A 22,489-nucleotide genomic window follows, 5' to 3' on the forward strand; every position below is an offset into this window, starting at 1 on the left:
GATGTTCTCGCGTCCTTGATCAGAGTCCCAGATAGCGCTGGGCCAGTTCCGGCTGGCCCGCCAGCTCGTCCGGCGTGCCCGCCCACACCACCCGCCCTTTCTCGACGATATGGTGGCGGTCGACCAGCGCGCGCATCTCGGCCAGGTTCTTGTCTATCACCACGATGGTCAACCCTTCGCGCGTGAGCACGTCCAGGCAGCGCCAGATCTCCTGGCGGATGATGGGCGCCAGGCCCTCGGTGGCCTCGTCCAGCACCAGCAATAGCGGATTGGTCATCAGCGCGCGGCCGATGGCCAGCATCTGCTGTTCGCCGCCCGACAGCGTGCGCGACGACTGGCGGCGCCGCTCGCCCAGCCGGGGAAAGAGCTGATAGATGCGGGGCAGGTCCCACGCCGTGGCGCCGCGGCTGGCGCGGCGCGTGGCGACCAGGTTTTCCTCCACCGTGAGCGAGCCGAACACCCGCCGCCCCTCGGGCACCAGGCCCACGCCCAGCCGCGCCACCGTATGCGGCGCCTGGTTGGCGAGGTCCCGGCCCTGGATGGCGACGCGGCCGGCGCGCGCGGGCAGCATGCCCATCAGCGTGCGCACGGTGGTGGTCTTGCCCATGCCGTTGCGGCCGATCAGCGACACGACCTCGCCCTGCCCGGCCTCGAACGACAGGCCGAACAGCACCTCGCTCGATCCGTATCCCGCCCGGATGCCGTCCACGCTCAGCATGCCGTGTCTCCCAGATAGGCGCTGCGCACCTCGGGATGCTGGCGCACCTCGTCGCAGCTGCCGGTGAATATGAGCTTGCCGTAGACCAGCACGCTGATGCGGTCGGCCAGCGCGAACACCGCGTCCATGTCGTGCTCCACCAACAGGATGCCGTAGCGTTCGCGCATGCCGGCCAGGAGCCGCGTCATCCGCGCCGATTCCTCCGGCCCCATGCCGGCCATGGGCTCGTCCAGCAGCAGCAGGCGCGGCTCGCGCGCCAGCGCCACCGCCAGTTCCAGCTGGCGCCGCTCGCCATGGGCCATGTCGGCCGCCGGCACGTCGGCACGGTCGGCCAGCCCCACGCGCTCCAGCCACGATTGCGCGCGCCCGGCCAGCTTCGCGTCGCGCCGGGGATCGGACCAGATCGAGAAGATCGTGCGCGGGCCCACCGTCAGCGACAGCATGACGTTCTCGATGGCGGTGTACTCCAGGCACAGCTGGGTGATCTGGAACGACCGCCCCAGGCCGCGCCGCGCCCGCTCGTAGGCCGGCATCGCCGTCACGTCGCACCCGGCAAGGTGGATCTGGCCCGCATCGGGCCGGATCTCGCCGCAGATCTGCGTGATCAGCGTGGACTTGCCCGCGCCGTTGGGACCGATCAGCGCATGGATCTCGCCCGCCCGCACGGTCAGGTCCACGTCCTGCGTGGCCGCCACCGCGCCGAAGGACTTGCGCAGGCCCCGCACGTCCAGCAACACTTCTTCCATGACCGCGCTATCCATGGCGCTTCCCCAGCCAGTGGCCGAAGAGCCCGTGCTTGCCGGCCAGCACCACCAGCACCAGGATGGGACCCATGATGAACATCCAGTGCTCGGTCCAGGCCGACAAGGCCTGCTCCAGGCCCAGGAACACGGCGGCGCCGGCGATCGGCCCCAGCAGGGTGCCCACGCCGCCCAGGATGACGATGGCCATCAGTTCGCCCGACTTGGTCCACGCCGCCATGTCGGGCGTGACCAGCTCCGCGTAGTTGGCCCACAGGATGCCGGCCATGCCGGTGCCCACCGCCGAGATCACGAAGGCGCTGAGCCGGTACGGCATGGGCGCCACGCCCAGGTTGACCGCGCGCCGCTCGCTCTGGCGCAGCGCCTGCAGCACCATGCCGTAGCGCGAGTTGACCAGCTTCACGCAGAAGAGGGTCCATAGCGCCAGCACCGCCAGGCTGACGTAATAGAAGCTGACCGGGTCCGCCAGGTCGATGCCCGGCAACTGGCTGCGCTGCGACATCATCAGGCCGTCGTCGCCGCCGTACACCTGCAGCGACACCAGGATGAAGTACACCATCTGGCCGAAGGCCAGGGTGATCATGATGAACTGCACCCCGCTGGTGCGCAGCGCCAGGTAGCCCACGCCCCAGCCCAGCAGCGCGCAGCAAGCCAGCGCGATGGGCCAGACGACCAGCGCCTGCGTGCTGCCGGCCCAGCCGAACAGCGGCCCGGCCTCGACCGCATGGAAGGTGACGATGGCCACCACGTAGCCGCCCAGCCCGAAGAACATGGCGTGGCCGAAGCTGATCAGTGCGCCGTAGCCCAGCACCAGGTCCAGGCTGACCGCCGCCAGCCCGTAGATGACGAAACGCGTCATCGCGTTGATCAGGTAGGGCGTGTCGGTGGCGTGCGAAGCCACCGGCACGAGGGCCAGCAGCAACAGGCCCACCCAGCCGAACACGGCCCGGCGGTTCCATTGCGTGAACAAGCCCGCCGCGCCGCGCCCGGGTACCGCGATTCCACTCATCCGGTTCATCCCAGGAGTCCCTTCGGTCGGAAGATCAGCACCAATGCCATCAGTACGTAGACGCTGGCCGATACCAGCCCGGCCGCCAGCATGTCGGCCACCTCGGGCGACAGCATCGCCCCCAGCAGCTGCGGGAAATAGGCGCGGCCCAGGCTGTCGACCATGCCGACCAGCAGCGCGCCGGCCATCGCCCCGCGCACCGAGCCCACGCCGCCGATCACGATGACCACGAAGGTCGTGATCAGCACGCGCTCGCCCATGCCGATCTCCACCGCCAGCAGCGGCGCCGCCATCACTCCGGCCAGGCCGCACAGCAGCGCGCCCAGGCCGAACACCACGCTGTAGAGCTTCTGGATGTCGATGCCCAGCGCGTCCACCATCTCGCGGTCGTCGGCACCGGCGCGCACCAGCATGCCCACGCGCGTCCGGTTGATCAGGAACCACAGCCCCAGCGCCACCAGCGCGCCCACCACGATGAAGGCCAGGCGCATCAGCGGATACTGGAAGCCCGGCGCGAGCGGCACCGTGCCCTGCAGGAAATCCGGGATCTCGACCATGGGCGGCTGGCGCCCGAAGATCATGCTGACCGCCTCGTTGGTGAACAGGATCAGCCCGAAGGTGGCCAGCACCTGGTACAGGTGGTCGCGCTTGTACAGGCGCCGGATCACCGTGAACTCCACCAGCAATCCGTACAGCGCGGCGCCGGCCAGGCCCGCCACCGCGCCGGCGGCGAAGGAGTTGGTATGGGCCAGCGCGAACGCACCGCAATAGGCGCCGACCATGTAGAACGACCCGTGGGTCAGGTTGATGACCCCCATGATGCCGAAGATCAGGGTCAGGCCCGACGCCAGCATGAAGAGCATGGCGCCGAATTGCAGGCCGTTCAGCAGCTGTTCGAATAGCAGCGCCATGTCAGCCTTTGCACTGGCCCACGTAGGCGTCGCGCCCGTCGCTGACCACCTTGCGCACGATCTTGGGCGCGAACCCGTTGCCGCTGCGCTCGATCCGCATCAGGTAATAGTCCTGGACGGGATGCCGGTTGGTGTCGAAGCGGAACTTGCCCCGCAGCGTCTGGAAGTCGGCCTTGGCCAGCGCGGCACGGAAGGCATCGCCCTTGGACAGGTCGCCGTTCACGGCCTTCAGGGCCGAGGCGATCAAGAGCGCGGTGTCATAGGCCTGCATGCCGTAGTCGGTCGGCTTGCGGCCGTAGGCCTCGGTGAAGGCCTTCACGAAGGCGCTGCTTTGCGGGTTGTCCATTTCCGTGGTCCACATGCCGACCGTGTAGAGGCCCTCGGCCGACGCCCCCGAAGCGGCCAGCATCCGCCCATCCATCGAGAAGGACGGCATCAGCATGGGAACGGTCTTGGTCAACCCCGCGTTCGCATACTGCTTGGCGAAGTTGATGCCCGCGCCGCCCGGATGGAACTGGTAGATCGCGTCGGGCGCCAGCGAACGCACGCGCGCCATTTCCACCGAAAAGTCCGACTGGTCGAGCTTGGTGTAGATCTCGGCCAGCACCTCGCCCTTGTACGTGCGCTTGAAACCGGCCAACGCATCGCGGCCCGCCTGGTAGTTCGGCGCCAGCAGCACCACGCGCTTGTAGCCCAGCTCGTTGGCGGCCGCGCCGCCGGCCGAGTGGTAGGCATCGTTCTGGAAAGAAGCGACGAAGTAGTTCTTGTCGCACTTCTCGCCGGCGAACGTCGAGGGCCCCGCGTTCAGGCTCACGTAGTAGGCGCCATCGCGCAGCACGCTAGGCGCCACCGCCGCCAGCACGTTCGAGAAGTTCACGCCGGTATACAGCTTGATGCCCGATTGCAGCATGCGGTCCACGGCCTGCTTGGCGTTCGCGGGCTTCAGGGCATCGTCCTCGACCACCAGCTCGACCGGCACGCCGCCCAGCTTGCCGCCGCCCTGCTTGATCGCCAGGCTGAAGCCGTCGCGCTCGTCCTCGCCGATGTAGCCGGCGGGCGTCGACAGGGTGGTGATGAAGCCGATCTTGACCGGCGTCTGGGCTTGCGCCGCGCCGGCGCCCGCGAAAAGGAGCGCGCACAGTCCGCCCCGGATCATGTTCCTGACCATTGTTGTTCCCTATGGATGTACTGCAACAGCTGGAATGGACCCGCGCGGACGCGGGGGTTTGGACTCTAGACGGCCACCACCGGATGGCGCAGCGTGCCGATCTTCTCGACATGGGCCTCGACCACGTCGCCCGGCCACAGCCATTCCTGCGGCGTGCGGCCGGCTCCCACGCCCTCGGGCGTGCCGGAGGCGATGATGTCGCCCGCTTCCATGGTCATGGCCGCGCTGATGTCGGCGATCAGGTGCGGCACCTTGAACAGCATGTGGCGCGTGTTGGAGCTTTGCTTGGTCACGCCGTTGACGGTCAGGGACAGGTCCAGCACGTGCGGATCGGGGATCTCGTCGGCCGTGACGATGCAGGGGCCGAACGGGCCGTAGGTGTCCTGGCCCTTGGAGTAGATCCACTGGCCGGCGCGGCGGCAGTCGCGCGCGCTGACGTCGATCATCACGCTGTAGCCGAACACGTAGTCCAGCGCATCGGCCTCGGCCACGCGGTGCGTGCGGCGGCCCATGACCACGGCCAGCTCCACTTCCCAGTCCAGCTGCTGGGTGATCTTCGCGTTGTGCTCGATGGCTTCGCCGGGGCCGATCACGCTGGTGGGCGGCTTCGAGAAGATCACGGGCTTGGTGGGCAGGTCCTTGGAGGTATCCAGCGTGCGGCTGGATTCTTCCACGTGCTCGACGTAGTTCAGGCCGATGCCGAAGATGTTCTTGCGCGGACGCGGGATGGGCGCCAGCAGGCGCGCGTTCCCGGCCGGGATCGCCGTGCCCACCGGCCACTTGCCTTCGTGGGCCTTCAGCAGCTCGGTGGCCGACCGCACCGCGTCCGGACCGAGGTCGATGAAGGCCAGCATGTCGTCGGGCAGCGGCACACCGGCCACGGCCCCCAGGCGGGCCAGGTCCACCACGCGGTCGCCCACCACCGCCCCCAGGCGGGCTTGCTCGGCGGTGGTGGTGCGGTAGGTCACAAGACGCATTTCTGTTCTCCGTAAGGTCGCGCGAGGCGACAAGAATCCCGCCGCGGGCCGGACCCGCGGTGTATGACAAGCATCGAATCAGGGGTGGACTAGCCGATCAGCGGTTGGTGGCCATCGTTTTCCGCCAGCGCTTCCTCGCGGTAAAGCTTGAGCGCATGCATGACCGGCAGGTCGTTGAAGCAGAACAGGCAGGCGTCGTCGCGGTCGGACGCGTTGGCATGTTCGTGGAAGGCCCAGGACGGCACGCAGAAGATGTCGCGCTCCTGCCAGTCGTAGCGGCGGCCGTTGATGATGGAATAGCCCTTGCCCTTGGCCACCTGGTAGAGGAAGCTGCCCGTATGCCGGTGGGCCTTGGTCTTTTCGCCGGGGCGCAGCATCTGCATGCTGGCGCCCATGGTCGCCATGACCGGGCCGCCGGTGGCGGGGTTGGTGTAGTTCATCAGCACGCCGTCGTACGGGCTGCCGTCGGTGGTCGCGGCGTAGCGCCGCAGGGCTTCGTAGGTGGGTTCCCACTCGTACTTGAACAGCGGCGAATACGGCTTGTTCCAGGTCTCGCCATGGGGCCGCAGCGCCACCCCGCCCCAGGCCGCGGTGGAATCGTCCACCGGGTGGGTCACGGCCTGGTTCAGGTCCGGATGCACCGCGTAGAAGCCCGCTTCCAGCGCGTTGACCAGCGGAATGTCCAGGCCGTCCTGCCAGATGCAGGGCGTGCCGTCCCCGCTCACGCCATGTTCGTGCCAGGTGCCGTTGGGCGTCAGCACGAAGTCGTTCGCGCCCAGCGTCATCTTGTGGCCGTCGACGATGGTGTAGGCGCCGCTGCCCTCCATGATGAAGCGCAGCGCGCTGGAGGAATGGCAGTGGGCCGAGGCGACCTCGCCGGGATGCATGACCTGCAGCCCCGAGTACAGCCAGCCCACCGCCGCCGACACCTCGCGCCGGCCGGGGTTGTTCAGGTAGACGACCCGGCGGCCGGCCTGCTCCGGCGTGACCAGGTCCACCGAGCGCAGCACGTGCTCGCGCAGGTCGCGGTAGCGCCAGACCACCGGCACCGAGTCCGACTTGGGCTGCCAGGGCTCGATCTTGTTGGCGACGGTCCAGAGCGCGCCGGTCTCGTGCCTGGCCAGTTCCTCGTAGTACGCCACCAGCTCCGGGGTGTCGCCCACATTGGCCCTGCCGATCACCTCTTCCCGATACGCATCGTGTCGCGCCATGCCGGACTCCATTTTTTATAAAAGATTTTATCTTTTCGAAATAATAGATCGCGATCCGCCGCCGCCACAACCAGACCCTACCTATCGTTTACCCGGAAACAAACCCCCTATCCGCAAAATGTCCAGTGCCGGACAGGCGTGGCCCGATTCGGATTGCCGCCCCCATGGCGCATCTCTACATTGCGCTGACGAAACCGCGGACGCCCCATGCGACAGCCCAACATCCTGCTCATCATGACGGACCAGCACCGGGCCGACCACCTCGGGTGCTACGGCAACCGGCAGGTCCGCACGCCCCACATCGACGGCATCGCCGCGAAGGGAACGCTGTTCGACCGCTTCTACGTCGCCTCGCCGATCTGCATGCCCAACCGCAGCACGCTGATGACCGGCCGCATGCCGTCGCTGCACGGCGTCCGACATAACGGCATCCCGCTGCGCCTGGACGACACGACCTTCGCCACCCTGCTGGGCGCGCGCGGCTACCGCACCGCGCTGATCGGCAAGAGCCATCTGCAGAACATGCAGGACATCCCGCCGCTGGTCCAGCGCGCGCCGCACGAGGGCCGGACCGTGGTCGAGGCCCATCCCGACGCCACCGGCGACCGCCGCGACGGCGCGGCCTACGAACAGGAACTCGCCAGCCGCTGGCGGGACCCGGCGCATCGCATCCGGCTGCCCTACTACGGCTTCGATCACGTCGAGCTGTGCATGGAGCACGGCGACGAGGCCTTCGGCGACTACCAGCGCTGGCTGGCGCAGCGCCTGCCCGGTGCCGAAAGCCTGCGCGGCCGCCGGCACGCCCAGGCCGACGACCGCTACGTCACTCCCCAGGCCTGGCGCACGCGCCTGCCCGAAGCGTGCTACCCCAGCCGCTACATCGCCGAGCGCGGCGCCGCCTATCTGGAAGCGCACGCGGCGCGCGGCGCGGCGCAGCCCTTCTTCCTGAAATGTTCGTTCCCGGACCCGCACCATCCCTTCACGCCGCCCGGCCGGTACTGGGATATGTACGACCCCCGGGACATCGCCGTTCCGCCCACCTGTGCCCCGCCGGCGGCCGACGCGCCGCCTCATCTGCGCTGGCTGCACGACGAGCGCGCCGCCGGCCGGGCGAACCTGGACACGCCGCGCGTGGTGGCCGTCACACCGCGCGAGGCGCGGGAAGCCATCGCGCTGAGCTACGGCATGATCACGCTGGTGGACGACTGCATCGGCCAGATCCTGCAAGCGCTGGAAGCCACCGGGCAGGCCGGCGACACCATCGTGGTCTTCACCAGCGACCACGGCGATTTCATGGGCGACCACGGCCTGCTGTTCAAGGGCCCGCTGCATTACCAGGGGCTGGTGCGCGTGCCCTTCATCTGGGCCGACCCGCGCGTCCCGGGAGGACGGCGCAGCGCCGCCCTGCACGGCACGCTGGACCTGGCGCAGACCCTGCTGCACCGCACCGACACGGCGCCCTACCACGACATCCAGGGCATCAGCCTGCTGCCCGCGCTGGACGACCCCGGCTGGCAAGGACACGACGCCGTCCTGATCGAGGACGAGATCCAGCGCGTGTTCGGCGGCTTCGACAGCCCGGTCCGGCTGCGCACGCTGATCACCCGCCGGTGGCGGCTGAGCGTCTACCTGGGCGCCGAGTGGGGAGAGCTGTACGACCTCGAGAACGATCCGCACGAACGCGTGAACCTGTGGCACGACCCGCGCCACGCGGATACCCGCGCGGGCTTGATGGAAGCCCTCGTCCGGAAAATGATGGCCCTGGCCAGCCGTTCCCCCCTGCCCACCCGCATCGCGTAGACCGCCCCGCCGGATGGCGGGCGGCCCCGACAACCCCGTAGGAACCTCACACGGAGATTCACCATGGTCTGGCCCCTTACCTTCCCCCGGCTGGGACGCCTCCTGCTCTGGACATCGATCGGCGCCTTCGCGCTGGCCGCCAACGGCAGCCGCGCCCAGGGATGGCCCACCGGCCCCGTCAGCATCATCGTGCCCTCATCCCCCGGCAGCGGCCCCGACGTGCTCGCGCGCAGCCTGGGCGAGCGGCTGGCCGCGGCCACGCAATCGACCGTCATCGTCGAGAACAAGCCCGGCGCCAACGGCGTGATCGGCACCGCCGCCGTGGCCAACGCGCCGCCCAACGGCGCCGCGCTGCTGCTTTACGATCGCCTGACCCTGACGGTCAACCCCGCGCTGCTGGCCAAGCTTCCCTACAACCCCAGGGATCTCGTCGGCGTCACCGACGTCGCCAGCGTCGACCTGGTATTCGTCTGCCGCGCGAACGCGCCCTACAAGACCTGGGACGAGATGCTGGCGTTCGCCCGTGGCAAGGCCGGCGCGCTGACGGTGGGCACGGCGGGCATCGGCAGCGTGCATCACCTCAGCCTGGAACTGATCAAGCGGCACTACGGCATCGGCATGGTCGACGTCCCCTACCGGGGCATCGCGCCGGCCGTGGCCGGCCTGCTGGGAGGCGAACTCGGCTGTGTCATCACCGGCCAGGAAACCGTGCTCGAGCACATCCGTTCGGGCAGGCTGCGGGCGCTGGCCATCGGCGCCGCGCAGCGATCGCCGCTGCTGCCCGACGTTCCCACCCTGCGCGAAGTGGGTGCGCCGGACGATCTCCTGATCCCCACCCACTTCACCCTGTTCGTCCATGCCGCCACGCCCCGGAGCACGGTGGACCGCATGCAGGAGAAAGTAGCCGAGGCCCTGCGCAACCGCGCGCTCATCGACCGCTTCGCCGAACGCGGGCTGATCGTGGCGCCCAGCAACCCGGACAAGGTCGCTCAGGCCATGGCCCGGGAGCAGGAGCGCTTCACGAAACTGATACGCGACGCCGGCATCAAGATGGAGTAGGCTCGAAGGCGATCGGCGCGGCGCCGGCGCAAGGGAGCAAGACATGGCAGGCGGATTTCTCGCCCACTCGGAAAACGTGCTCAAGAACCACGTCCTGCTGTCCTCGTCGGACCTGGACGAGGTCCGCTCGGGCGTGGCCGGCGTGCTGAACGAACACCGGCTGACCCCGCGCGCCAGCCACCTGGACGCGCGCCTGTACGGCGCCGTCACGGCCGGCCTGCAGATGTGCCTGCTGGAATACGGCGGCGCCGTGGCGGTGGAAACCGCGCCGTCGCGCGACTTCCTGCTGGTCCAGTCCGCGCTGCGCGGCGAAGTAAGCGTCCGGTGCCGGGAAGGGCAATGGTCCCTGCGGCCGGGCGACACTCTGATCATGCCCTCGAACGTTTCCCTGGAGCTGGAGTGGGGAACTGCGACCACGCAGTTGCTGATCAAGATTCCCAAGGCGCTGCTGTACGAGGTGTATGAACATCTGACCGGCAGGCCGGTCGACGATCCGATCGACTTCGCCCGCGAGATCCCCCTGGACACCGCGCCCGCCCAGGGGCTGCGCACGCTGATCGAGTATTTCTGTTCCCACCTGGCCGCGCCGGGCGGCCCGATGGGGCTGAAGATCGCACAGCAGGCCCTGGTCGGGCACCTGCTGAACTCGCAGGTCCAGGGCTTGCGCGACCGGCCGGCGCCGGATGCCCGCCGGGTATTGCCGCGCTGCGTGCGGCGCGCCCAGGAATTCATGGAATCCTGCGTACAGGACGCCGTCTCCCTGCAGGACATCGCCAACCATGCCGGGGTCAGCGTACGCACGCTTTCCCGGGCTTACCAGGACCAGCACGGCGTCAGCCCCATGGCCGCGCTGCGCGCCATGCGCCTGCAAAGGATCCGCGACGAACTCAAGGGCGGCAGGGCGGACAGCGTGTCGGAAGTGGCGTATCGCTGGGGCTATCCGCACCTGGGTCGCTTCGCCGCGGCCTATCGGGAACGTTACGGCGAATCCCCCAACGAGACCTTGCGCCGGCAGGCGCGCGGGCAACCCTGAGCGGGCCGCCCCGGCCCTCACTCCGCCTGGCGCGCGGCCTGGAACCAATAGGCGGGGGACCGCCCCTGGTCGGGGCCCAGCACCGCGTAGCCGCCGTCCACCGGCAGGTCGGCGCCGGTCACGAAGCCCGCCGCGCCGGAGCACAGGAACAGCACGGCCGCGGCCACGTCCTCGATGTTCCCCACCCGCGCCAGCGGGTGGAAGGTGGACGCGACGCGATCGGCCAGCTCGCGGTCTCCGGCCACCTGGGCAACCAGGGCCTCGGACCACGTCCATGCGGGCGTCACGGCGTTCACGCGTATGCCCTCCGGCGCCAGGTTCACCGCCATGCTGCGGGTCACCTGCAGGATGGCGGCCTTGCACGCGGGATACAGCAGCCGGCCCAGTTGGCCGACCTTGCCCGCGACGCTGGACAGGTTCACGACGGCCGGATGCTCGGCCCGGCGCAGCAAGGGCACCGCGTGCCCGACCAGCAGCGCCCCGCTGACCACGTTCACGTTCAGCGAACGCAGCCATTGCTCCCGGGTCGAGGCCAGCCCCGCGTCGTCGTAGATGCAGGCGTTGTTGACCAGGCAGTCGAGCCGGCCGAACTCGCGATCCAGGCTCTCCACCAGCCGGACCAGATCGCCATCCTCGGCCAGGTTCGTGTGGACGAAGCCGGCCGCCTGGCCGGACCTGGCCTGCGTGCGCAGCCGGGTGGCCAGCGCCTCGCCGGCCCGGGCGTCGATGTCGGCCACCACCACCGACGCGCCGGCCCGCAGGAACGCCCCGGCGATACCAGCCCCCAGGCTTCTTGCGCCGCCCGTCACCAGGGCGACCTTGCCATGCAGGTCGTTCATCGCGCCTTCCTCCTTCATGCTTCGGCCAGCTTCTGGATCTCGTCCAGCCGGCACACCTCGGCCAGCAGCCGCAGGTTGTGCAGCGCGGCCGCGTGCACCGCCTGGCTGGCCGCGCCGCAAGCGTCCTCGACCACGGCCGACTGCCAGCCCAGGTCGGTCGCGTGCCGGACGGTGTGCTCCACCACCGAGTTGGTCGCCACCCCGCCCACGAGCAGCAGCGAGGGCCGCATCGCATCGAGCATCGGCTCCAGGCCGGAGCGGAAGAATGCATTGATGCGGTTGTGCGTCACCACCGGTTCGCCCGGCATGGGCGCGAGCTCCTCCAGGAATTCCGCGCCCCAGCTCCCGTCGGCCATGACCGCCTGCGCCACCACCGTCCTGAAGATGGCGCAGTTCTGCGTCACGTCGGAAAAATCCGGGCGATAGGCGATGCGCACGTGCACCACCGGCCACCGCCTCCGGCGCCCCAGCGCCAGCAGGCCGCGCGCGCCGCGCACCACGGCCGGCTGCGCGGCGCCGTCGCCGGCCACGCCGAAGGCGAACCTGCCATCCGGGTGCAGGACCTCGTTCTGGTAGTGCAGCGCCAGGACGACGGGGCGCGAGAAATCGAGAGACGTCACAGGAACACCTGGAGGTTCTCGTGGATCGCGTCGCAGTTGACCAGGTCCACCCGTTTCATCTCGATCCGGAACGACCCGGCCGCGGCGGGATCCTCGCGCAGCGTATGCGTATAGCTGCCGCCGAACGCGCGCGGGTTGTCGGCCCGCCATTCAAGCATCTGGAACGACGAGCGGACCACGATCGTCCCGGGGCCCGGGTCGGTAACCGATACGTTGCCTATCGTCCTCGCCCCATGCGTCGGCGGCTGCTGCGACCAGTTCCGGTGGTTGGCCAGCCGGCGCGCGCGCACGCTGCGCAGCAGCGCGTCCTCGTGGAACAGCGAAACCTGGGTCCGGGCGTCCTGCTGGCCGCGCATGCGCGGGACCCAGTACATGCCCGTGGGGGTGAACAGCCGCAGCCACTCGTCCCAGGCATTGGCGTCGAGCAGCCGCGCCTCCAGGAACAGGAACTGCTCGACCCGATGCTTGAGCCGGATCGCCTCGTCCATTTCCACCGCGCCGATCCCGTTCATGCCGCCTCCCCGCATCCTGTCCCGCCCTCGGTCATCAAGGCCTTCCAGGCCGCGAACTGGTTGCGTATGGGCAGCTCGCTCGTGCCGTTGACCGCGACCTTCCCGCCCGGGATGTCCCGGTCGGTACCGCAGTAGCGGTGCATGCTGACCCAGTCCCCGCCGTCGAGCCGGTTGCCTTTCTGCACCCGGGTGTACAGCTCCACGTCGTCGGGCATCACGTTGGACGACGGGGAGTTGATGGTATTGGCGTAGGTGACGGCGCGTTCGAACACGGCCTCGGGCGCCCCCTTGAGCCGGAAGGTAATGATCTCGACCATGGTGCGATCGACCGCGACGGGCCGGATGACGCGGAACTGCTGGAACACCGTATGGGGCGACCCGCTGCCGTAGATGATGGTGTTGTGCAGGTTCATGCCCAGTATTTCCCGGGCCCGCGCCTCGCCCACCGCGGCGGCCAGGCTTTCGTGGTGGGCGCGGCTGGTCGGATCCCGGTCCGTGCCGCCGGGATCGAAGATCCCTTCCATGTAGCCGTGCCCATGGTCGAAGGCGTGCACCGCGAGTTTTTCCCAGAACTGATAGGGCTCGCCGTTGCCCGCCATGATGTGCAGCACGAACGGCATGTCCTGGCCGGCCATCGAAGCCTCGTACTCGTCCCGGGCCGCGACGACGGAAGACTCGTGCGTGACGGCGGCATGCATGGTGTCGTGCAGATTCTCGTAGAAGATCTTCCAGTTGGAGTTCTGCCAGACGCGGAACACGCCGCCGGCCACCTCCACCTCGCCCACGGGGGAACGATCGCACAGGTTGTCGATCGCTGCCTTGGCGCCGCCCAGGAAATCCACCAGGTCATCGCCGCCCTCGGACAGGCTGGCGAAGACGAAGCCCCGATAGCTGGCCACGCGGGCAACGCGCCGCAGCCAGAACGCCTCGTCGGCGGGATCGAAGGCCGTGCCTTCGTAGCCGGCCCGCAGCGGCGCCGACAGCATCGGGCCGTGGAGCCGGAACGTCCAGGCGTGGTAGGGGCAGCGAAAGTGCCGGTCCACGTGCCCGTCTCCTGGCGGCACGATCTGCGCCCCCTTGTGCGGACAGCGGTTGTACAGCACATGGGGTTTGCCGTCCGCCGCCCGGACCAGGATCACGTCCTGCCTGCCGATGCGGCTCGTCACGTAGTCGCCGGTTTGCGGGATCTGGCTTTCGTGCCCGACGTAGACCCACACGCGGCCGTAGATGCGCTCCATCTCCAGGTCGAATATGCCGGGGTCCACGTAGACCGCGCGGTGCACCTTGTCCGGCTTCACCATGTCCGCCAATTGTTCGTTCGTGTACAACACAACCTCCTTACGCAAGGATCCCTGTCAGTCCATCCCTTCGCTACGCGCCCAGGACCGCATCAGGACGTTCGACGGCAGGCTTTCATCCAGCAGCTTCGCCGCCGTTTCCCGGCCCGCCACGGGCAGGCCCGCGGGATCCAGCACGCCGATCTGCACCAGCACCGACGCCTGGTCCCAGTAGATGTGTTCGTGGCAGAGCTTGTCGCCGCGGAACTTGACGACCGCGACCAGCGGGATCTCCACACGGCGGCCGGTGGGCGCGATCCCGGGCAGCATCCATTCGATCTCTTCGTCGTGGGTGAAGCAGAACAGCTGCTCGTCCACGATCTGGGTCGCTCCCACGGTGCGCGAGATGGGAATGAGCCGGGTGTCCCGGGGCGTGGACGGGATGAAATGGTGCTTGTAGAAGCGGTAGAGCTGACGGGCGCCGACGCCGCCGGTCAGGGTGGGGATATGGTTGACGTAGGGCTCGGCCACCATGGTGCGCATGGTTTCGGCCGCGTCGCGCACGTCGAACTCCAGCTCGGTGTGGCGATCCCACAGCGACGACAGGTCGTAGCGGGGCCCGATGTGCTCATGCAGGAAGGCGATCGTGCGCTCGTAGCTGACCAGGGCCGCGGGCTTGCGATAGAGCGCGCTGCCCTGGCGGGCGAAGGCGTGGTCGGCGTCCGGATAGCGGTGCACCCGGGCATCCGGCGATCCGGCCAGGTGCGCGGCGATGCGCGCCACGGTCTCGGGCGGACAGTAGCGGTCGGCGTCGCCGAAATGCAGCATGAGCGGCCGCGCCGGCGGATGGTCCAGGTGCGCCTCGATGCCCACGCCGTAGAAACCCGCGGCGCAGTCGACCAGCGCCCCGGCGGCGGCCAGATAGGCCAGCCGCCCGCCCAGGCAGTAGCCCACCGCCGCCACCTGCCCCGTCGTGGCGGGCGATTCCCGCAGTATCCGCGCGGCCAGCGCGACGTCGGCCAGGCCGACGCCCACGTCGAATCGTTCCAGCAGCGCGAAAGCCTGGGCGTGGTCCTCTTCGCCGTAGCCCAGGTCGACTCCCGGCCGGATCTGCGAGAACAGGTCCGGAACCAGCACCACGTATCCCTCTTCGGCATAGCGCTCGGCCAGCTTGCGCATCGTCTCGTTGATGCCGAAGATCTCATGGCACAGCACCAGCCCGGGGCCGTGGCCGGAGGCCGGCATCGCGCAATACCCCGACGTCGCCGATCCGTCCTGGCGGGTCATGGGAATCGTGGTCTGGTGCTTCATGGGGCCGCCTCGCTTGATGCCGATGCCGAACTATAGGCAGCGGCCCCCGGGCCGGTCTCGCCGCTTCAGGCCACGGATATCCGAAGCTCGCCACGATCTGAAGCGGCCCCCCTTCAATAATTGTTGTTGTAGTTGTTCGTCGGGTTGTAGCTGAACGTCCACCCGTCCTTCCCGGCGACGCGGAAGGACCACGTCATGCCGTCCCGGCCGGTGACCAGCCCGCCGGCTCCAGGCGGCGTTGCCGTGATGGGCCACACCAGCTGGAACTCCACGCTTTCGCCGCGGCGGATGACCTGGTTATCGGCCAGGCCCACGAACTTCGGCGTCTCGGTGCCCCCGGCGTCGACCGCCCGCAGGTCGGCGATGGCGTAGTCGCCCCCATAGGCCGTCAACCGGAAGGTCTTGACCACCAGGTCGCCGCGGAAGCTGTCCAGCCCCAATGCGCCCGGCAAGGTGGGGCCGAAGCCGTCGAACGGGAAGAGCCGCTGGAAGGCCTTGGCGTCCGCGTCCTGCCTGTTGACCAGCATCTGGTCGTCGTTGGACCACTGGTGGTGCGTGCGCAGGTCTTCCAGCAGCAGGCTGGGGTAGTTCGCGCGGGCGGCCGCGTACAGGTCCAGGGTGTACGGACCGGCGATGTCGATGCCGTCGCTGATGGCCAACTGCACCTGATACTTGCCGGCCGTCATCGGCGCCAGCCCCAGGCGGTTGCACGACCATTGCCGCAGGGCCAGCCCCGCATTCATCCAGTCCTCGAACGCGATCACCGAAGCGCCGGGATAATTGCCGGCGTTGGCGGCGCAGAAGTAATTCGCCAGCGGCATGGCGAAACGCGCATCGGCGGGCAACTGCGGCAGCGTCCACAGGTAGGTGATCGCATCGCCGTCCGGATCATAGCCGTTGGGCTCGAGCAGGAATGAATTCCATTGCATGAACTCGCCCGCGCTCCACGGGTTGGCGGCCATGAACTCGCCCAGCACCATCGGCTGCTCCGCGCTGTAGTTCGCCGTCGCCAGGATCGCGCTGTTGGCGTTGCCCAGGAACTCCTTGGCTACCAGGCGCGCGATCGGGGGCTGGTTCCGCGTCCGCGCCACCACCGTGAGCTCGACCGGGTTGACCGAAATGCCGTCCGAGCTGGGAAAGCCGTGTTCGTCGGTCACCAGCAGGCTGAACAGATAGGGTCCGGCCTTGTCGGCCACGAAGCTGGCGTTGACCGCATTGGCGTTGCCCAGCGTCGCCGCGCTGCCGTCGGGGCGATCGAGCAGGGTCCACTGGTAGGCCAGGCGGTTGCCGTCCGGATCGGTGCTGTCCTCGCCGGTCAGCGTGACGGTGCCGCCCACGCCCACCGAGTTGCCCGCGCCCGCCACCTTGGCGATGGCGCGCGGCGGGCGGTTGGCGCCATTGACGACGGTATAGGCCTGGGTGACCGCGTCGCTCCATGCGCCGTGCGAGTCCTGGACGCGCAATTGCACCAGGTAGTTGCCATAGTGCGTACCGACGAACGAAGTGCCTTTCCAGTTGGCGGCGCGATCGAAGCCCTCGGGCGCCGACAGCAGCGTCCACTCGCGCGCGGCGTAGGCGATCATGCCGTCGTCGGCATCGATCGAATAGGCGCCGGTCAGGCTGATGGCAGTGCCCCGCTCGGCCTCGAAGGTCTTGCCGAACGGCGCCGTGATGACGGCGATCGGCTTGGCGTTCGGCGCGCCGGCCGGCGGAGCGACCTGCACGGTAAGGGTGGCCGGGCTCAGGCTGGTCGACTGGCCGTCGAACAGGCTCAGGTTGATCCGGTAGGTGCCGGCGAAATCCGGCACGAACGAGGCCCGCACGCTCGAGACATCGTCGATCACGGCCCGCGAGCCATAGGGCCGGGACGCGAAGCGCCAGCGGTATTGCAGGGCATCGCCATCGGCGTCGGTACTGGCGCTGCCGTCCAGCGCGACGCGCGTGCCGCGCACGGCGCCGGCGATGTCGCTGCCGGCGTTCGGTACCGGCCGGGAGTTGGCCACGCCTATGGTGACCGTCGTCGTGGCAGACGCGCTGACGCGGCTGCCGTAGGACACCGTCAACACGGCGCGATAGATGCCGATCTTGTCGGCCACGAAGCGCGGCTGCGCGATCCTGGAATCGTCCAGCGCCGCCTTGCTGCCCTCGGGCTTCTCGGCCAGGGTCCATGCATAGGCGAGCCCCGCGCTGCTGCCGCCCTCGGGAGGCAGGCTGGCCGAGCCGTCGAGCTGCACGGTGGAGGCCAACAACTGGCTGATCTGGGGCGTCACCACCGCCACCGGGTCGACGCTGGTGGCGCGCAGGTCGAGCAGCGCCGGCGCGCTGCGTGCCTTGCCGTCGTCGACGACCAGGCTGATCCGGTAGGCGCCCGCCCTGTCGGGCGTGAAGACGGGCTGCGCGGCCCGCTCGTCGGACAGCATGGCGGTACTGCCGTCCGGCCGCTGGTCGATGCTCCACAGATAGGCCAGGTTGCCGCCGTTGGGCGTCGAGCTGGCCGACCCGTCCAGCATGACGGCCTGGCCTGCAGGAACGCTGGTGGCATCGGCCCGGGCCACGGCGGTGGGCCGGTCGGCCGGCGTGGCGGTGCCGCCATCGTCGCCGCCGCCACCGCCTCCGCACGAGGCCATCAGCAGCGATGCGCCGACGCCCAGCAGAAGATTGCGGAAAAGAATCATGACAAGGTTTTCCTTTTTTAAGGAACAGCGTGAAATCAAAACTGCATGGTGACGCTGAGCCGCGCGGTGCGGCCCGGCGCCGGCACCAGCCCGAGGCTGAGCGCATCGAGGTAGTAGCGGTCGGTCAGGTTGTCGATGTTGAAATCGACGCTGACCCGGTCGTTGATGCGGTAGCTCGCGAACAGGTCCCAGATCTGGTAGCCGTGCCACGGCACGACGGCGTTCAGGCCCTGCTGGGTGTCGTCGTTGAATTCCGGCACCTGGTTGCGCTTGCCCATGAACGTGCCGCGCAGGCCCATGGTCAGCCGCCGGTCCAGCAGGCGCACCCCGGCGGTGGCCGAGGCGTGCCAGTTCGGCGGAATCATGTTGTTGACGTAGCTGTTGGCGATGCCGTAGTCGGTGCAGGTGTAGCGCCGGTAGCTGCCGAAATGGCAGGTCTCGATGAAGGTGTACCGGGTGGCGCCGCCGCTGATGAAGAACGTGCCGGCGTCATACGAACCCGACAGCTCGAAGCCGTGGAAGCTCACGCTCTCGATGTTGCGCAGGCTGAAGAACTGCTTGCCCGAGCCTTCCTCCCAGGTGTTGGGAAACGTGCGCGTCAGATAGTCCCTGGTATGGTTGCGGAAGTAGGCGGCCTTCAGGCGGAACTTGTCGCTGGGCCGCCAAAGCCCGTCCTTGAGCAGGTTGATGCCGACTTCCCGGCTGGTCGCGTGCTCGGGCTTGAGGTGGATGTCCTGCGATGGAGAGACCGAGAACCCCGACGTGGTCTCGAACAGGCTGGGCATGCGCAGCGCCTCGGCATGGCGCGCATAGAACTGCAGGCCCGGTCGCGGCTCCCATAGCAGGCTTAGCTGGGGCGCGGCGCCGCTCTCCTTGCTGGTCATCATGACGGGGTCGCAGTACCCGTCGGCGCCGGGATTGACGCAGTAGGCGCTCTCGGCGTCGACGATGCGCGGTTTGTCGTCGGCCGACCGGAAACGCGTATAGCGCAGGCCGGCGTCCAGGGTAACGGTGGGCAGCACGCGCCATTGCATGTTGCCGAAGGCGCTGACCTCGCGCCGATTGCCGGAGCGGCCGCCGCTGCCGACCAGTTCGTTTCCCTGCGCCGTGCCGTTCACGGTCTCGCGTTGCAGCGACAGCCCGTACTCCAGGCGGATGCCGCCCAGGCGATCCAAGCGCATGGCGTTGCTCAGGTCCAGCCCCCAGCGCCGGTACTTTTCCGCGCCCGCGCCGAAGCCCAGGTTCAGGTCCTCGTCCGAGTAGTTCCGGTTCAGGCTCTTGGTATCGGTGTGCCAGAGATTGACCTTGACGTCGTACAGCGGATTGCCCTCGGGATTCCAGCGATGGCGGATGGCGTAGGTTCTGGCATCGACGCGGCTGCCTTCGGTCTGCCGGACCTGCCCCAGCCACAGCAGCTGCGACGGCATCATCTCGCCGTAGGTGCTGTCGTAGCGCATGAAGCTCAGCTCCGTTTCGTGGTCGCCGGGCAGATAGAAGCGGCTCTTGAGCAGATAGGATTCGCTCTCGAAGTTGGTGTTGACCACCTGCTCGCCCGCGCGAAAGCGCGTGGCCCCCTCCAGCCTGGGACGCACTTCGGTGTAGAACCCCCGGTTCAGCCGGTCGGACAGGTCCAGGCGGGGCACCGGCCCTTTCGTGCCCGCGTAGTAATTGCCCTGCTGGCGCCGCGCATAGGCGGCGACCACGTCCACCATCTCGAAGCGCTTGGCCAATGCCAGGCTGCCGGCCCAGCCACGCGGCTTGAGCATGGACGGACGGTTCATGCTTTCCTTCGGGCCGTCGGCATTGGCGAGGTCGAACGGGCCCTCGCACAGGCTGGCGATCACGCAATCGGTACGGAACACCCCGCTGGTCTGGCCGGACGCCGAACCGGTGTTGTAGCCCGCCGGCGTACCCGGTGCGGGCACCGAGCCGCTGTTGTTGCCGATCGCGGTACCGCGCAGCCGGATGCCGAAATCCTTGCCGTCGCGCACGATGTCGTCGGCCTCGATCGTGCGCATGATGACCAGGCCGCCGGTCGCTCCCGTACCCTGGGCGTTCATGGTCGGCCCCTTCTCGACGGACAGGCCGCCGATCAGGTCGGGATCGATGTAGCTGCGCGACGCCACGCCCGCGTAGCCGCGATACACCGTGGTTTCCTGGCGCGTACCGTCCACCAGTACCGGCACCCGGCCCTGGCCCTGCATGCCGCGGATGTTGACGTCCAGCCCGCCGCTGTTGCGGTTCTCGCCGACCAGCACGCCGGGCATGCCCTGGAAGATGTCGCCCACCGAGGTGCCCCGGAACCGTTCGATGTCGTCGCGCGTCAGCACGCTGCGCGATCCCGCGGTCCGGTAGGCCTCGTCCTTGGGATCGTGCTCCGCCTGGCCGATCACCTCGATCGTCGGCAACGCCCACAACGGCGCGCCGGACACGGGCCGCAGCGCGTAGACGCCGGCGCCGCGTTCGATCGCTTCGAGCCCCGTCCCCTGCAACAGCAGCTCGATGGCCTCCCGCACCGTGTAGCGTCCGTTCAATCCGGTCGACCTCAGGCTGGCGACGCTGGCCTGCTCGAACAGCACCGTGACCCCGGCGGCTTCGGCGAACTGCGCCAGCGCCGCGTCCAGCGCTCCGGCCGGCACGCGGTACTCGCGCGGCGCGGCCGCCGTGACGGCCGTGCCCGGGGCCGTCACGGACTGCGCCCAGGCTGGCCCCGACAGCAGGCCGGAGCACGCCACGGCGAATGCCAGCATGGAAGGCGCGAGGCATGCCGGATGCGGGAGGCGATAGACGGCCGGCGTCAGGGCTACGGGTACGGCGGGGCGGCGAACGGCCATCGGGGTCCTTTCTGGCGGGTCGTGAGCGACAAAATGCTCACCTCTTGTCTGGTAGGACCAGCCAGAAACGAAAACCGGACAACATCAATCGCGCGGCCCGATGGAAACCCAATACCGGGTCAGCCTTCGGATGCGGACCGGCAGGATGGTGGGCACGGCGGCCAGCGCGGCCTCGCGGTCGGCCAACTGGAACACGCCGGAAATGCGCAGGTCGGCGACCTCCGGTTCGCACCGCAGCACGCCGTGCATGTGCCTGCCCAATTCTTCGCAGAAATCGGCCAGCCGCATGCCGCTGGCGCGCAGGACGCCCCGCGACCAGTCGCCCCGGCGCGGATCCCGCGGCACGGGCGCCCGGGCGCCCTGCGCGCCGAACGAGGTTTCCTGCCCCGCCTCCAGTCTCAGCGCCGACGCATCCGGCGCGGCGGGCTGGATCATTACCGCTCCCTCGAATACGGCCACGAACGTATCGCGCGCTGCCTGCCTGACGATGAAGCGCGTACCGATGGCGCGTACCCGCCCGGCGCCGGTATCGACCACGAAAGGCCTGGGCGGCGCCTGCGGATCCGGCGCCGTCGCGATCATGATCTCGCCGCCGCGCAGGCGCAGCCGGCGCTCGGCGCCAAACACCGCGTCCACCGCCGTTGCGGTGTTCAGGTCGAGGATGCTGCCGTCCGCCAGCACCACGCGCCGCCGTTCGCCGACCGCCGTGCGATAGTCGGCGGCCCAGGCGCGCCAGGGCGTTTCGCGATAGGCCAGCCACCCCGCCGGCACGCCGGCCAGGAGCAGGGCGAGCTTCTTGAGCGCGGCGCGCCGCTGGCGGCTGGTCCGGTCCAGGACGGGCATGGCCAGGCCGGACGGCATCGCGTCGAGCTGCTGGCCCAGGCGCTGCGCCTTCTGCCAGGCCGCCTCGTTCTCGGGCCGTGCCGAGCGCCAGGCCAGGCAGGCGACATGGTCGCCCTCGCCGGCACCCGCGCCGCGCAGGCGCAGCAGCCAGCGCGCCGCCTCGCGGGCGGCGCGGCGATCGATGAGCTGGATGGAAGCAGGCCGCGCGCCAGCGCTCACGACGCGCCGCCCGGGCGCCTCATGGCGCGGCAAGAATGCATTGCTCCAGGCCGCGCAACACGTAGCGCTGCACGGTCCTGACCGAGACGCCCAGCATGCCGGCGATCGCGCCATACTCCAGGCCCTCGACCTGCGACAGCAGGAAGGCACGGCGCACCGCGGCGGGCAGCTCGCTCAGCATGGCATCGATCTGGCACAGGGTTTCGAGCAACAGGCAGCGCTCTTCCGGCGACAGCGCCAGCGCCTCGCCCATGTTGGCCAGGGCCTCCAGATACGCCTGCTCCAGGGTCTGCCGTTCGCGCAGGTTGATCACCAGCCGGCGCGCGATGGTCGCCAGGTAGGCGCGTGGCTCACGCAACTGCACCAGGTCCTGTTCATGGCCCAGCACCCGGATGAAGGTGTCCTGGGCCAGGTCATCGGCCTGCGCCGGATTGCCGAGCCGGCGGGCCAGCCAGCGCTGCAGCCATCCGTGGTGCTCGCGATAGAGCAGGTCCACGGTGAACGGGGAAATGACTTCTGACGACACGGGAAGAAGGGAACAAGAGGCGGATAACGCACCCGCCAATCAATTGATAATGAAAATCATTATCAAATTCTCCGGAGAAGGCGAGGACTTGTCAACCATGTCTTCCGGTTATGGCCCATGCGCACAACGACTTGCCGGGCCCGCGGCGGACTGCGAAAGTCCCGCCAACGACTTGCCGGGCCAACC

General features: G+C 68.9%; 19 protein-coding genes. 3 read left to right on the top strand and 16 right to left on the bottom strand.

The features are described from left to right. Positions 1–19: 19 nt before the first annotated feature. From EGT29_RS26890 to EGT29_RS26920, 7 genes are all read right to left on the bottom strand, one after another. Complete coding sequence (locus EGT29_RS26890; RefSeq protein WP_124691877.1) at positions 20–718, bottom strand: ABC transporter ATP-binding protein; 699 nt, start codon at positions 716–718, stop codon at positions 20–22. Then, positions 712–1,464, bottom strand: a complete 753-nt coding sequence (locus EGT29_RS26895) for an ABC transporter ATP-binding protein (RefSeq protein ID WP_124692533.1) — start codon at positions 1,462–1,464, stop codon at positions 712–714. Before EGT29_RS26895 ends, EGT29_RS26890 begins: the two co-directional genes overlap by 7 nt. Before the next feature lie 7 nt (positions 1,465–1,471). Then, positions 1,472–2,488 carry a branched-chain amino acid ABC transporter permease gene (locus EGT29_RS26900; RefSeq protein ID WP_124691878.1) on the bottom strand — a complete coding sequence of 339 codons (1,017 nt, stop codon included), beginning with the start codon at positions 2,486–2,488 and terminating at the stop codon, positions 1,472–1,474. Between the two features lie 5 nt (positions 2,489–2,493). Beyond that, positions 2,494–3,399 (bottom strand): branched-chain amino acid ABC transporter permease, encoded by a 906-nt coding sequence (locus EGT29_RS26905; RefSeq protein WP_124691879.1) that lies wholly within the window; start codon positions 3,397–3,399, stop codon positions 2,494–2,496. A gap of 1 nt (position 3,400) precedes the next feature. Continuing rightward, positions 3,401–4,567 (bottom strand): ABC transporter substrate-binding protein, encoded by a 1,167-nt coding sequence (locus tag EGT29_RS26910; RefSeq protein ID WP_124691880.1) that lies wholly within the window; start codon positions 4,565–4,567, stop codon positions 3,401–3,403. 65 nt (positions 4,568–4,632) lie between these two features. Next, a complete protein-coding gene (locus EGT29_RS26915; protein WP_124691881.1) occupies positions 4,633–5,544 on the bottom strand; it encodes a fumarylacetoacetate hydrolase family protein in 912 nt (303 codons plus the stop codon). An 89-nt stretch (positions 5,545–5,633) separates the two neighbouring features. Next, the gene (locus EGT29_RS26920) at positions 5,634–6,755 is read right to left on the bottom strand and encodes a cupin domain-containing protein (RefSeq protein WP_370282661.1); all 1,122 of its coding nucleotides are present in this window, start codon (positions 6,753–6,755) and stop codon (positions 5,634–5,636) included. A 207-nt stretch (positions 6,756–6,962) separates the two neighbouring features. Between EGT29_RS26920 and EGT29_RS26925 the strand changes: the two genes are divergently transcribed. The 3 genes from EGT29_RS26925 to EGT29_RS26935 all read left to right on the top strand — a co-directional run bounded on the left by EGT29_RS26925 (position 6,963) and on the right by EGT29_RS26935 (position 10,647). Further along, the gene (locus EGT29_RS26925; protein ID WP_124691883.1) at positions 6,963–8,555 is read left to right on the top strand and encodes a sulfatase; all 1,593 of its coding nucleotides are present in this window, start codon (positions 6,963–6,965) and stop codon (positions 8,553–8,555) included. Between the two features lie 63 nt (positions 8,556–8,618). Next, positions 8,619–9,614 (top strand): tripartite tricarboxylate transporter substrate binding protein, encoded by a 996-nt coding sequence (locus EGT29_RS26930; RefSeq protein ID WP_124691884.1) that lies wholly within the window; start codon positions 8,619–8,621, stop codon positions 9,612–9,614. Between the two features lie 43 nt (positions 9,615–9,657). Next, complete coding sequence (locus EGT29_RS26935) at positions 9,658–10,647, top strand: AraC family transcriptional regulator (protein WP_124691885.1); 990 nt, start codon at positions 9,658–9,660, stop codon at positions 10,645–10,647. A gap of 17 nt (positions 10,648–10,664) precedes the next feature. Here EGT29_RS26935 and EGT29_RS26940 read toward each other — a convergent pair whose 3' ends face one another. From EGT29_RS26940 to EGT29_RS26980, 9 genes are all read right to left on the bottom strand, one after another. After that, complete coding sequence (locus tag EGT29_RS26940; RefSeq protein ID WP_124691886.1) at positions 10,665–11,486, bottom strand: SDR family oxidoreductase; 822 nt, start codon at positions 11,484–11,486, stop codon at positions 10,665–10,667. A gap of 14 nt (positions 11,487–11,500) precedes the next feature. Then, positions 11,501–12,106, bottom strand: coding sequence for a cysteine hydrolase family protein (locus tag EGT29_RS26945; RefSeq protein ID WP_124691887.1), 606 nt, complete (start codon positions 12,104–12,106; stop codon positions 11,501–11,503). After that, the gene (locus EGT29_RS26950) at positions 12,103–12,618 is read right to left on the bottom strand and encodes an aromatic-ring-hydroxylating dioxygenase subunit beta (RefSeq protein WP_238160223.1); all 516 of its coding nucleotides are present in this window, start codon (positions 12,616–12,618) and stop codon (positions 12,103–12,105) included. Before EGT29_RS26950 ends, EGT29_RS26945 begins: the two co-directional genes overlap by 4 nt. After that, the gene (locus EGT29_RS26955) at positions 12,615–13,949 is read right to left on the bottom strand and encodes an aromatic ring-hydroxylating dioxygenase subunit alpha (protein WP_124691888.1); all 1,335 of its coding nucleotides are present in this window, start codon (positions 13,947–13,949) and stop codon (positions 12,615–12,617) included. Before EGT29_RS26955 ends, EGT29_RS26950 begins: the two co-directional genes overlap by 4 nt. A gap of 24 nt (positions 13,950–13,973) precedes the next feature. Next, positions 13,974–15,206 (bottom strand): dienelactone hydrolase family protein, encoded by a 1,233-nt coding sequence (locus EGT29_RS26960; protein ID WP_124691889.1) that lies wholly within the window; start codon positions 15,204–15,206, stop codon positions 13,974–13,976. A 113-nt stretch (positions 15,207–15,319) separates the two neighbouring features. Next, positions 15,320–17,881, bottom strand: a complete 2,562-nt coding sequence (locus EGT29_RS26965) for a PKD domain-containing protein (RefSeq protein ID WP_124691890.1) — start codon at positions 17,879–17,881, stop codon at positions 15,320–15,322. A 35-nt stretch (positions 17,882–17,916) separates the two neighbouring features. Continuing rightward, positions 17,917–20,631 carry a TonB-dependent receptor gene (locus tag EGT29_RS26970; RefSeq protein ID WP_124691891.1) on the bottom strand — a complete coding sequence of 905 codons (2,715 nt, stop codon included), beginning with the start codon at positions 20,629–20,631 and terminating at the stop codon, positions 17,917–17,919. Positions 20,632–20,799: 168 nt separating this feature from the next. Then, positions 20,800–21,777: a FecR domain-containing protein gene (locus EGT29_RS26975; RefSeq protein WP_238160224.1), complete on the bottom strand. Its 978-nt coding sequence runs from the start codon at positions 21,775–21,777 to the stop codon at positions 20,800–20,802. Between the two features lie 19 nt (positions 21,778–21,796). After that, positions 21,797–22,303, bottom strand: a complete 507-nt coding sequence (locus tag EGT29_RS26980) for a sigma-70 family RNA polymerase sigma factor (protein ID WP_124691892.1) — start codon at positions 22,301–22,303, stop codon at positions 21,797–21,799. Positions 22,304–22,489 lie beyond the last annotated feature (186 nt).

It is taken from the genome of Pigmentiphaga sp. H8 (assembly GCF_003854895.1).
Classification (GTDB): Bacteria; Pseudomonadota; Gammaproteobacteria; order Burkholderiales; family Burkholderiaceae_B; genus Pigmentiphaga.